Annotated in this window: 11 protein-coding genes; 7 read left to right on the top strand and 4 right to left on the bottom strand. The window is 61.8% G+C overall.

Going from position 1 to position 11,596, the window contains the following annotated elements:
* Positions 1 to 25: 25 nt before the first annotated feature.
* The 3 genes from ACIX9_RS03830 (at position 26) to ACIX9_RS03820 (ending at position 3,717) form a co-directional block, all read left to right on the top strand.
* Positions 26 to 214, top strand: coding sequence for a hypothetical protein (locus ACIX9_RS03830; protein WP_041596922.1), 189 nt, complete (start codon positions 26 to 28; stop codon positions 212 to 214).
* Between the two features lie 140 nt (positions 215 to 354).
* Entirely contained in the window at positions 355 to 2,775 is a 2,421-nt protein-coding gene (locus ACIX9_RS03825; protein ID WP_013579157.1) for a glycoside hydrolase family 2 TIM barrel-domain containing protein, read from the top strand.
* A gap of 177 nt (positions 2,776 to 2,952) precedes the next feature.
* Positions 2,953 to 3,717, top strand: a complete 765-nt coding sequence (locus ACIX9_RS03820) for a TIGR00266 family protein (protein WP_013579156.1) — start codon at positions 2,953 to 2,955, stop codon at positions 3,715 to 3,717.
* A gap of 70 nt (positions 3,718 to 3,787) precedes the next feature.
* Here the strand turns inward: ACIX9_RS03820 and ACIX9_RS03815 are convergent, their stop codons facing one another.
* A complete protein-coding gene (locus ACIX9_RS03815) occupies positions 3,788 to 4,786 on the bottom strand; it encodes a carboxypeptidase-like regulatory domain-containing protein (protein ID WP_013579155.1) in 999 nt (332 codons plus the stop codon).
* Positions 4,787 to 4,954: 168 nt separating this feature from the next.
* Here ACIX9_RS03815 and ACIX9_RS03810 point away from each other — a divergent pair, with 168 nt between their 5' ends.
* Positions 4,955 to 5,149, top strand: coding sequence for a hypothetical protein (locus ACIX9_RS03810; protein WP_013579154.1), 195 nt, complete (start codon positions 4,955 to 4,957; stop codon positions 5,147 to 5,149).
* A gap of 80 nt (positions 5,150 to 5,229) precedes the next feature.
* A complete protein-coding gene (locus ACIX9_RS03805) occupies positions 5,230 to 6,162 on the top strand; it encodes a dienelactone hydrolase family protein (protein ID WP_013579153.1) in 933 nt (310 codons plus the stop codon).
* 151 nt (positions 6,163 to 6,313) lie between these two features.
* On the opposite strand, the gene ACIX9_RS03800 is transcribed toward ACIX9_RS03805, so the two are convergent.
* The 3 genes from ACIX9_RS03800 to ACIX9_RS26275 form a co-directional block, all read right to left on the bottom strand.
* Positions 6,314 to 7,972 carry a hypothetical protein gene (locus tag ACIX9_RS03800; protein ID WP_013579152.1) on the bottom strand — a complete coding sequence of 553 codons (1,659 nt, stop codon included), beginning with the start codon at positions 7,970 to 7,972 and terminating at the stop codon, positions 6,314 to 6,316.
* 56 nt (positions 7,973 to 8,028) lie between these two features.
* Positions 8,029 to 9,603 carry a hypothetical protein gene (locus ACIX9_RS03795; protein WP_013579151.1) on the bottom strand — a complete coding sequence of 525 codons (1,575 nt, stop codon included), beginning with the start codon at positions 9,601 to 9,603 and terminating at the stop codon, positions 8,029 to 8,031.
* A 140-nt stretch (positions 9,604 to 9,743) separates the two neighbouring features.
* Positions 9,744 to 10,013 carry a hypothetical protein gene (locus ACIX9_RS26275; RefSeq protein ID WP_198152229.1) on the bottom strand — a complete coding sequence of 90 codons (270 nt, stop codon included), beginning with the start codon at positions 10,011 to 10,013 and terminating at the stop codon, positions 9,744 to 9,746.
* Between ACIX9_RS26275 and ACIX9_RS27625 the strand changes: the two genes are divergently transcribed.
* Complete coding sequence (locus tag ACIX9_RS27625) at positions 9,910 to 10,488, top strand: helix-turn-helix domain-containing protein (protein ID WP_041596921.1); 579 nt, start codon at positions 9,910 to 9,912, stop codon at positions 10,486 to 10,488. The genes ACIX9_RS26275 and ACIX9_RS27625 overlap by 104 nt on opposite strands.
* Positions 10,391 to 11,470 carry an acyltransferase family protein gene (locus tag ACIX9_RS03785; protein ID WP_408609725.1) on the top strand — a complete coding sequence of 360 codons (1,080 nt, stop codon included), beginning with the start codon at positions 10,391 to 10,393 and terminating at the stop codon, positions 11,468 to 11,470. The genes ACIX9_RS27625 and ACIX9_RS03785 overlap by 98 nt, the downstream gene beginning before the upstream one ends.
* Positions 11,471 to 11,596: the final 126 nt, after the last annotated feature.

Below are 11,596 nucleotides of genomic sequence, written 5' to 3'. Positions count from 1 at the left end.
GACGACAGTTCTTACCATGGCAGCTATGGCAGATCTTCTCGATGCTCCTCGCGTTGTCGTTGCGGAACGGACGCATGACGGAATCTATCTTGAGTTCGAGGATGGGAAGTGTGCGGTCTACCCTGCCTTTTTCCTCTATGCGTCATATGACATGGCGCGCGTCCTGAGCGAAGCTGATCTGGCGACGTCTCCTAAAGTACGGACGAACGCGTAGAGATCCAGCCTGATCTCGACTCCATTGAGCGTTTGACTCGGAATGTTTCACCACACTAGTCTCTGAGGCGGTGGCGAAGTCAGGCAGAGCGCGTTCCGTTTCAGCCCATGCTCGTCCGCGATGAGTCTACGAGGGTGTGAATGGAAGTGTCACGGCGGTCGTTTCTGGTGGGTAGCGCGGCGGTGTGCGCGGCTACAGGTCTTCATGCTCCTTTGCTGGCTTCGGTTTTGCAGAGCAGCGATGACGCAAGGAACGTTCGGCTGGAGGATGGGTGGGAGTTTTACAAGGGACCTCTGGATGGGCGGTTCCAGGTGTGGCACAGCGAGGAGCTGGTGACGTGGCAGAAGATCGCCATGCCGCACTGCTTCAATGCGTACGATGCGTGCGATCCGGATACGCCGGCGTATCGCGGAGTGGGCTGGTACAGGATGAAGCTGAAGGTGACGAACCCCTCCAGCGATGGGCGGACGGTGCTGCACTTCGAAGGCGCGGGGCAGCGGTCCGAGGTTTGGATCGGCAATGAGAGGGTGGGGAGCCATAGCGGTGGGTATGACGAGTTTGTCGTCGATATTACGGACGCTTGTGCCAAGACGAAGGGTGCCGAGGTGCAGCTTGCGGTGCGCTGCGACAACGAGCGGGATATCGAACGGATGCCGTCTGACCTGAGCGACTTTACCTTGTACGGCGGGCTGTATCGTGCGGTCCACCTGGTGTATCTGCCTGCGGTCTCGCTGGAGGCCGTGCATACGCGGGTGGAGTTTGAGCCGGGTAAGGTGGCGAAGATTGCGGTGAACGGGCGGCTGTATGGGACGGGTGGCGTGGGCGTGGTGCTGCGGCTGAGTCTCTTCGATCCGCAGGGCAAGCGGGTGTTTGAGAAGACGGTGGAGCGCAGGGCGTGGACAGGCGAGGAGACGTTTGCGAGCTTCGATCTGCCGCAGCCGCAGCTCTGGTCTACGAAGACGCCGTCGCTCTACCGGTGCGAGGTGGAGTTGAACGGGGTGACGGTGGCGCACCGGTTTGGCGTAAGGCATACGCGCTGGGAGGATCATGGGCCTTTCTTCCTGAACGGCGAACGGCTGGCGATCCGGGGGACGCAGCGGCATGAGGATCATGCGGGCTACGCGGCGGCGATGCCTGAGGAGTTGATCCGGCAGGAGATCAGGCTGATGAAGGAGATGGGCGCGAACTTTTTGAGGCTGGCGCACTATCAGCAATCGCGCGTGGTGCTGGAGATGTGCGACGAGCTTGGGATCATGGTGTGGGAGGAGGTGCCGTGGTGCAGGAGCGGGGTGGGGACGAAGCTGTTCCAGGAGCGTGGCAAGACGCAGCTGACGAACATGATCGACCAGCACCGGAACCATGCGTGCGTGGTGATCTGGGGGCTGGGCAACGAGGACGACTGGCCGGGTGAGCTGAACGGCGAGGATCATGCCGCGATTCGGGCTTATATGACGGAGCTGCGGGAACTTTCGCACAAGATGGACCCGGAGCGGATGACGGGGTATCGTCGCTGTGATTTTGCGAAGGATATTCCGGATGTTTACTCGCCTTCGATCTGGGCGGGATGGTATGGCGGGGTCTATACGGAGTACAAGGCGACGCTCGAAAAGGCGAGGCCGACGGTGAAGCATCTGCTGCATGTGGAGTGGGGGGCGGACAGCCATGCGGGTCGTCATGCGGAGGAGCCCGATGCAGTGTTGAAGCAGGCGCTGGCGGATAAAGATGTAGCGGAGAAGGGGCTCGACTATAAGCTGACGGGCGGGGCGGCGCGGGTTTCAAAGGATGGGACGTGGAGCGAGACGTACGCTTGCGATCTGTTCGACTGGTATCTGAAGACGCTGGAAGAACTGCCGTGGCTGCCGGGTGCGGTGCAGTGGGTGTTCAAGGACTTTACGACGCCGCTGCGGGTGGATAATCCTGTGCCGCGGGTGAACCAGAAGGGCTTGCTGACGCGGGATATGGTGCCGAAGGAAGGGTACTTTGTGTTCCAGTCTTACTGGGGTGAGAGGCCGATGGTGCGGGTGTATGGGCATGACTGGCCGGTGCGGTGGGGGAAGGTTGGGCAGGAACGGATGGTTCGGGTGTACTCGAACTGCGCTGAGGTGGAGCTGTTTTTGAACGGCAAGAGTGTTGGGAAGAAGAAACGGAATGCTGAGGACTTTCCTGCGGCTGGGTTGCGGTGGAACCTGGCGTTTGCGGCGGGGAAGAATGAGCTGCGGGCGGTGGGGGTTGGCGGGGTTGCGGATACGGTTTCGTTTGAGTATCAGAGTGCGGTTTGGGGGAAGGCTGAGAAGCTGGTGCTGGCGGTGAAGAGCAAGGGTTCCGGCGGCACGACGGTGGAGGCTTTGCTGCTGGATGCTGCGGGGGTTCGGTGTTTGGACAGCCGGGCTGTGGTGCGGTTTTCTTTGGCTGGGGATGGGGTGCTGAAGGATAACCTGGGGACTCCTACGGGGTCTCGGGTGGTGCAGATGTATAACGGGCGGGCGGAGATTACGGTGGCTGGGACTGGGATGGTGGGGGTGGTTTCGGATGGGGTGACTGCGGGGTTTGTGGCGATTTGAGGGTAGGGTCGTTTGCTTCCGCAAACGAGGCCCACCCTAACCTGACGATGGGGCTGTCAGGTGAGGATGGGGCACACGGCCTGTGTTGAGAGTTCTCAGGCGCGAGAACTTTGTTTGCTGGGGATGCGTATCGATGTAGGCTGGTTGCGATAGATTCAGCAACCAAAGGAGATAGAGATGCAGAGCAGGATTCAAGGGACGACGATGCCGGTGCTTGAGGTTCTTTTGCAGCCGGGTGAGGCCGTGATCTCAGAGGCAGGCGAGCTGAGCTGGATGTCGCAGTCGATCCAGATGACGACGCATACGCAGATGGGCGGGGGCGGCGGGTTCTTTGGCGCGATCAAGCGCGTGGCGGGCGGCGGTACGCTGTTCATGATCGAGTACACGGCGGCCGGCATCCCGGGTGAGATTGCGTTTGCGACGAAGATTCCGGGGCATATCCTGCCGATCGAAGTTGGGCAGGGCAACGAGATCATGGTGCATCGGCATGGGTTTCTGTGCGCGACGCAGCAGGTGCAGTTGGGAGTCGGGTTTCAGCAGTCGCTGGGCGCGGGCATCTTTGGCGGCGATGGATTTCTGCTGCAGAAGATCAGCGGCTATGGGACGGCGTGGCTGGAGCTCTCGGGCGAGGTGATCGTCAAGGACCTGCGGCCGGGCGAGATGCTGCGGGTGCATCCGGGGCATGTGGGTGCGTTTACGGGCGGGATGTCGTTCCAGATCACGCGGGTTCCGGGGATCAAGAACATGATCTTTGGTGGCGATGGACTGTTTCTGGCGGCGCTGACGGGGCCAGGGCGGGTTTGGCTGCAGACGTTGCCGCTGGCCAGACTGGCGCACCAGATTTTGGAGTTTGCTCCGAGTGAACGGCGGCAGGAGAGCGTGCAGAGCGGGGTTGTGGGCGGGATCGTTGGGTCGCTGCTGGATGGGATGAATCGGGGGTAGAAAAGAAAAAGCCAGAACCAATACAGAGGTTCTGGCTTCGCCAGAATGACGAGCTTCTGGTGCTTATGGGCTAGAAGCTGCGTTTGGGGCCGTGCGTCACCTTGTGCAGGACGAACTCCTGCAGGAGCGCGTTGGCGACACGGCCTCCGGTGGCGACGGCAGCGTTGCCGAAGACGAGACCTGCGCCGCGATTGGTGGGTGGGTAGTAGATGTTGGTGAGGGCGCTGGAGGCTAGGTCGCCGCCGATGCTGGAGTAGTTGAACTGCCAGCGGCCGTTGTCACCGCGCGCGATGAAGGGTGCGGAGGCGGCGTGGAGGGCGCGGGACTTCTTGGTGCCGGTACCCTGATAGAAGTAGCGCGGGTCCTGGTGCAGGAGCGAGGGCAGGATGGCTCCGCCGATGAGGATTCCTGAGGCTCCCTGGGCGTAGACGGCTCCGAAGCGCTGGCCGTAGCCTTTGGCTCCTTCTACATAGGCGGGGGTGTCGGCGGCCTGGTCGATGCCGGCGAGGAAGGCTGCGGCGGCGAAGGTGAAGGCGTCGGTGGAGGCCTTGAAGGCGAGCTGATATTTGAGCTTGGTGGAGAGGGGCGCGAACTGGTGATCGTACTCGACGTAGAAGTTGGGGATGACGCCGAAGACACGCTGCTTCTCATCGATCTTGACCTGCTCGGTGGCGAGCTGCTCGATGGTGATGGCGGAGACGGAGGTCTCGACGACGCCGACGGCGAGGGGGATGTTCTTGAGATCGCGCTCTTCGCCGGGGGTCAGGATCTCCTCCGGGGAGTTCCACGCGGCGAAGCCCTTGGCAGTGACCATGAGGTGATAGGCGACGGCAGGGTGCAGATCCGTGAAGGTGAAGACGCCGGATGCGTCCGCGATGGCGGTATGGTGATCTTCCGGGGTGGGACCGTCGATGGTGACGGTGGCTCCGGGGATAAGGCCGCCGTCCGTATCGGTGGCGGTTCCTACGATGCCGGCGCTCTGCGGTTGGGGGCCGGAGACCTGCTGGGCGATGCCAAAGGGGGCTGAAAGGCTGAGAAGAAGGATGCTAAGAGCTTGCTTGCTGGACATAAGTTGCACGACGTACCTAAGGAGCAGACGCGCCAGAAGGCGCAAGGGTTCAGAAATTGCATGTTTGAACCTTCGGAAACGAGGAAAAGTCTGTGACAAAGCTGGTTTGCGGGGCGTATATTCGGTTCGCAGTTCGGTCGGAATGCGTGCCGCTGCGGAGGTAGGGCGATGAACGTGGATCCGAAGACGGACAGGATCGGCGGTACGGCTTCGCTGATGTTCAGCGTGATCTGTGCGTGGTTTGCCTGGATGGACTGGCAGGGGGGGCAGAGCATCTGGAAGGTGTGGGTGGTGATGTGCGTGGTGCTGGCGCTGAACGGCGTGGCCATGTTTGTTCATGCGAGCAGGACGACTGCCCGCTGAATGTCATCATCGCTGCAAAGATGTAATCTTTTTTGCAGGAGCGTTGCCGCGATCCGGTGTGGGGCCGTAGACTCGCAGGCATGAACCGAAACTCACTTCCCTTCTCTGTCTCGTGTGCGGCCGCTGCGGCTGCGTTGGCTCTTTCGATTGCACCTGCGCGGGCGCAGGACTGGGCCAAGGCGGAGCTCGCCAAGAGCCCACGGCATGGCGAGTACGTCACGATCAATGAAGCCAATGGCCGCAAGCTGCAGGCGTTCGTCGTATACCCCGAGGTGAGCGGCAACGCTCCCGTGGTGGTGATGATCCACGAGATCTTTGGGCAGAGCGACTGGGCGAAGCTGATGGCGGATGAGCTTGCGGCGAAGGGATATATCGTTGTGGAGCCGGATCTTCTGAGCGGCTTTGGCGCGCCTGCGGCGGACTCCATGGCGGGGATGAAGATGGCTCCGGGCGAGAAGATGCCTGAGGACCATATGCATGCGGCAGCCCCGACGGGCGCGGCGTTTGTGGCTGCGACGCCGGGTGGGACGGCGGCGTTTCCGGATCAGCCGTCGGTGACGAAGGCGGTTTCAGGGCTCGATCCGGCGATTGTGACGGCGGACCTGGATGCTGCGGCCGACTACGGCAAGAAGCTTCCGGCGGCAAGCGGCAAGCTGGCCGTGGCGGGCTTCTGCTGGGGCGGCGGCAAGACGTTTGCGTTTGCGACGCATCGCAAGGACCTGAGCGCGGCGTTCGTGTTCTACGGGCCGCCACCACCGGCGGATTCGATGGCTGCGATCAATGCTCCGGTGTATGGGTTTTACGCTGCGAATGACGCACGCATTGGGGCTACGATTCCGCAGGCTACGACCGATATGAAGGCTGCGGGCAAGAAGTATGAGCCGGTGACGTATGCGGGTGCGGGCCATGGCTTCATGCGTGCCGGGCAGGCTCCGGATGCGTCAGCGGATAACAAGAAGGCGTGGGACGATGGCTTTGCGCGGCTGCTGACGCTTTTGAAGGGGATGAAATAGCAAGAGCAACCGACTACCACGGATAAGACGGATCAAGGACGGATAAGAGCGGATTGAGGCTTGCGGACGCAGGCTTTATCCGCTCTTTCCCTTTGTTGTTTGTCTTATTTTGCCCTTATCCCTTTTTCTTCTTATCCGTGATGAGCTTTGGTTAGTGCTCGAGCTGGCGGGTGCTGGGCTGCTGACCGACCTTTGTGCGGAGGTTTCGGGGGGTGGGTTTGTGCTTGCCCGGGGTGGGCGGGGTGACGTCGGTGGGGTTGAGGCGGTAGAGGATTAAGAGGTTGCGGTCGGGGTCGTCCATGGCGGGGATGGTGGCGACGCGCTCCGGCTGGAAGGTGGGGTCGAGCGCGTCCATCTTGTCGTCTTCAATCTTGTTCCAGGTGAGGTACCAGCCGGGACGGTACTTCTTGACGCGATCCTCAAGCTCCAGCGTGCCAAAGTCGTCGCAGATGCTGGGCAGGCCGGTGGCGAGCGAGAGATCGGAGCCGGAGATGGAGAGGACCAGCGGGTTGTGGTCGGGGTTCTGGTTGTGGTCCGCGACGATGATGTCGTGGACCTGATGGAAGGCGTCGAGCAGCGTGTACTCCGGGTGGCGGACGTAGTGGAGCGTCTCATGCGCCTGGGGGATGGTGATGGTCAGGATGAGCGCGGCGGCGGCGGCCAGGGTGAGGTAGCGCGGGGTGTTCGCGCGGATGCGGGTGAGGATGAGCTCCTCGATGACGACCGGGATCAGCAGCGTCAGGGGCACGGCGACGACCAGGTAGTAACGGGGCTGGAGGTTGTCGTGATACGCGAGGAACGCCGCGTACCCAAGAGCCCAAAGCAGCAGCGCGGGGATCAGGGGATGGCGGCGTAGGCGCGTGAAGAAGATGGCGCTGACGGCGATGCAGGCGACCGCGGTCGGAAAGAGAATCTTGCCCATCCAGTTGCCGTCCTTAAAGGTATCGGAGAGGACGGTGGTGGCGGTGGCGAGCGTGATCTGGGTATAGGCGTTGGCGCTGAAGAGGTAACGGTAGTCCAGCAGGTAGTGCGGACGGACGACGCCGACGAAGTATGCGAGCCAGATCAGGATGGCCAGGGCGACGGTCGGGATGCTGACGCGCAGGAACGGGAGTACGTGGTAGTCCAGCGCGGCGAAGACCAGGAAGGCGATGGCCGGGACCAGAAAGAGGCCGGTGGTCTTGGTGAGGATGATCGCAGGCAGCAGGACGGCGAGCGCCAGCAAGGGCAGGAGGTTAGGGCGGATGGACTGGATGAGGTCTTGCTTCCAATGACCGGTCGGGGGGCGGAGATGGGTGACGTGACTTGCGGCCAGCAGGGCGAGCAGCGTCAGCAGGACCAGCAGAGGCTCCAGGATGCCCATGCGCGTGAATACAAAGCAGAAGGGGCTGACGGCGAGCAGAAGAATCGCCGCGTAGGGCGCAAGGGTCGAGCCGCGCAGTGAAGCCCAGCGCCGCAGCAGCAGGAAGGAGGCGATCAGGATGCCGCCGAAGACGGAGACGGTGAGGGCTCGCACGGCGACGAGGGAGACGCCGGTGAAGCGGAAGAGGATGGCCTCCAGCAGCGGCCAGACGGGGAGGGCGGCGGCGGGGTTGAAGTCGCCCGGAACGTACCAGTGGCCGAGCTGGTAGTGGCGGATCGCGGCGTCGCCGTACCAGCCCTCGTCGGTGTACTTGGACCAGTCCATCCAGGGGGAGAAGTTGGGGAAGTCAGCGGCAAGATGCGTGAAGTGCAGGGCAAAAAAGACAGCCGCGCCCAGCAGCATCAGGGTCTGGACGAGGAGCCGGAATGGTTTGGGCAACAGTGTCATGCGGGGCAGGTTGAAGTCCTCACTATAACGGGAGTCGACAGTGAGATGCCTGTTGGCTAGACGGGTGGTGCATTGGAGCCGGGCTCCGGCCGCAGCGGCGGCGCGTTCCGGTTCATGACACCCCGGACCGGAGCGCCGAGCACGAAGTTCTGCGTGGCGCGCACGCGGGTCTTTTCTCCTCCGCTCAGCAGGATGATGATCCTGGGGAGGACGTAGGCAGACAGCAGGGCCGAGAAGATGATGACCTCCGCCCCGAGCGTCGCCATCCAGACGACACCGACGAGCATGCCTTCCGGCGCATAGTGAGCCGAGATGGCGATGAAGAGAAGACCCCAGGGTGCCTTGCGCACATCGCCGGAAAGAGAATCGGCGACGAGGAACATGAAGAGCATGAGGAGCGGCAGAACGAAGCCGACTCCGATCCAGGACCCCTGGTAGAAGCCGTCGCCTACGGGGCTGAACGAGATTCCCGTCGTGGTGTCGTCCTCACTGAGGAAACCAAGCTGTCTGCCGTAGAGGTTTGCCTGTCCATAGACCGGCTTATTGGCCCAGATGAAGTGCGGGATAACGTTGAGGAAGCTGTCTCCGATGGCACCGAAGCCGATGGTCTGGTTGGTCTGGGTGTAGTCGATGAGGAGGTCATCCCAGGCGATCATCTGGAGCCGGTCGAAGAAGCCTTCCGAGGTGTCGTAGAGGTGCGGCTGATCGCCGAGATCGGTGACATCGGGAGCCTCAAGATAGAGCTTACGGGTCTCCTCAAGATGGGTGAGATACTGTCCAGCTATCAAGGCGCTGGCCAGAAGACCCTGAGCATCCCCGCGAGACCTGCGTCCATATTGTGAGAACGGGACGAGGTAGTAGAACATGAAGACGAGGACGCAGACCCCGGAGATCAACTGCTTCTTCGAGAAGTCAAAGCGCATGGCGATGCATGGCACCAGCCAGGAAAGCAGGGAGACGAACATGCCCTCCTTGGAGTACGACGCGACGCCGAAGAAGAAGAGCAGCAGTCCGGCACACCAGACGATCCAGTTGGTGCTGGACTTACCCTTGCTGTGGGCGATCTGGTAGGTCGTCCCCAGGATGATGGCCATCTGGACAAAGTGGTTGAGTTGGGCGAAGGCGGTCGTGACGCCTGAGCTCGTTGCGGCACCGACGCTATCGGCGGTATTGGTGGCCAGAGAGGCAAAGGTGCCGATGGTGCCGAAGATGAAGCAGCCGATGGCGGCCTGCTTCATACGCTCGCCGACCACGAGGTTCGCCAGCAAGCCCTCCCTGGGGCGGATGGCGGTGCAGACGTAAGCGGCGGCCGCCATGCCGGCCATGCCGATGCAGTAAGCCGACATGGTGACCAGGGGTGCGCGCAGATGGGATTCGCCGGGCTGCCCCAGCAGGACTTTGTATGTGAATCCGATCAGGCAGGTCAGGGTCGCGGTGAAGAAGATCCAGGCGCCTGACGGATAGGCAATGCCGCCTGCCAGATTGAACGCCAGGCCGGCGAGCAGGACGTAAACAAAGAGCAGCAGCGCAAAGGTCAGACTGGTGCCTTCCAGGACCTGCGCGACAAAGAGGCAGACAGCAAAAAGGATGACCTGCTTGGGCGGAAATCGGTCTGGAATCGGCAGGCGCATCGAGGCTCAAGTCTAACAGGACGACCGTTTAGGGCGGCTTGGGGATCGATCCGCACGCCTGCCAGCCCGAGGACAGATTCGCAGGGATGCAAGCTCGCAGTGGGGCCAACCCGTGCCTGGACCGGCCTTTGTTCCTGTTGTCAAGGCAGCGTCCCGGGCAGGAATGGCATCCACCGGTCGATGACGTGCGTAGACCCTTTGAGATAGTTTTGACTTGAGGCGATCGAACAGGTGTCGGCCACGACGGTACGAACCACGATGACGGGATTCGGCAATGCGTTGAGGACGGAACGCGAGCGTTGTGGATTGACGCTGGAGCGGGTCTGTGAGGAGACGAGAGTCTCCCTGCGCTTTCTGGAGGCGGTCGAAGCGGAAGAGTACGCCACGCTGCCCGGGGGAGTCTTTCGCAAGGGCATAGTGCGGGCCTACCTTAAATCTGTGGGCCTGGATGAGCCGGACTGGATGCCACGTTTTCAGTCCAGCCTGGAGGCCTACGCCGCGCGGACCGGTAGGCCGCTTGAAAACGATGGCGAAGCGTGGGTCGAGTTTGCGGAAAACGTGAAGCGCAATCGCACGCCGGGAGCCAATGCGAATAGCTGGCGGTGGGTGGGCGTCGCGATCATGCTGCTCGTCCTGGCAGTGATAGCATGGGCCTTATGGCACTACGAGCTTGAAAGCAGGCTGAGCGTGCAACCACAGGTCATACGTCCCGGGAGACAGGATGTCGGAAGCAGAACTGAAGGCAACCCCGAAGGAGCTTACCGCGCATCGGCGAGCCCTTCCGGCGCTGACAGGAATCCGCTTCTTTGCGGCGGCCTATGTCGTACTGTTTCACTCCCGGCTGGCGGCCGTCATGGCGGCCAGGGGCTGGACAGCGGCGGGTAACTTCTTCCTCAGCGGCTATCTGGCGGTTCCGCTCTTCTTCATCCTCTCCGGCTTCATCCTTGCCTATACCTACAATGGTCAGATCCGGCATAAAGGCGACCATCAGCGTTATTTTGAGGCGCGGTTTGCCCGCATCTGGCCGCTCTACGCGCTCTCCCTGCTGCTGGCTTCGCTGGTCAACCTGCGGGTTCCGTCTCCAGGCGTGATGGTCGCGACGGCGCTGATGCTGCAGTCCTGGAATCCGTTCAACCTGGAGATGGCGGGGTCGTGGAACGCCGTTTGCTGGACGCTCTCCTGTGAGCTTCTCTTCTATCTCTGCTTTCCCTGGCTTCAGACGTGGCTGGAACGAGGCCACAGGCGCCTTCCGCTCGTGTTGCTGGCAGGGTCTGTCCTGCTTTGTGTCGGGACCAACTCCGGATCGAGGACGCTCTGGTACACGGCGCACGGCGTCTACCGGTTCATCCCGCTGGCGGTGGTTCATGTTCCGGAGTTTCTGGTGGGAGTGGGTCTCGGAAATTACTTTCTGGAGCGGCAGAGATTGCCGGAGAGCGCTTCGAGCCGCTTTGGGCAGGGCTGGCTGACATATATCTCCACGCTGGTGATTCTGGCTCTGCTGTGCCGTCCCGCCTCGTTCTGGACTTCACTGGTGATTCCGGCGTTTGCCGTGCTCGTTTATGGGCTGGCGGAGGAGCGGACGCTGCTCTCCCGCGTGCTTTCCAGCCGGCTGATGACACTCTGCGGTGGCATGAGCTATGCCATGTACCTGATGCAGAACGTGGTGAAGCCATGGGTGGCGGAAGGAATGAACCGGCTCCATATCGATTCGGTTTCACTGCGCCTGGCGGTCAATATGGCGGTCCTGCTGGCGCTGTCCTACGTTCTGTTCACCGCGGTTGAGAATCCTGTGCGCAAGCTGTTGCGCGGCATGTTCGCGCGGATGGAAGGCCGGAGAGACCTCCGGCAGCCGGACCCGGCCCGTTGAGAGCCGCATGGGTTCCGCTTCTGTAGCGCCAAAATTGCCATGAGCAGGGTAAAATAACAGGATTGGGCTTTGTGAGTCTCTTGATAGCTCGCATGACACACCCACGAGAATCCTGGAGGATGTTGA

This window comes from Granulicella tundricola MP5ACTX9 (assembly GCF_000178975.2).
In the GTDB taxonomy this organism is placed as follows: Bacteria; Acidobacteriota; Terriglobia; order Terriglobales; family Acidobacteriaceae; genus Edaphobacter; species Edaphobacter tundricola.
Note: the sequence above shows the minus strand (reverse complement) of the source record. Positions and strands in the feature narration are given on the sequence as shown.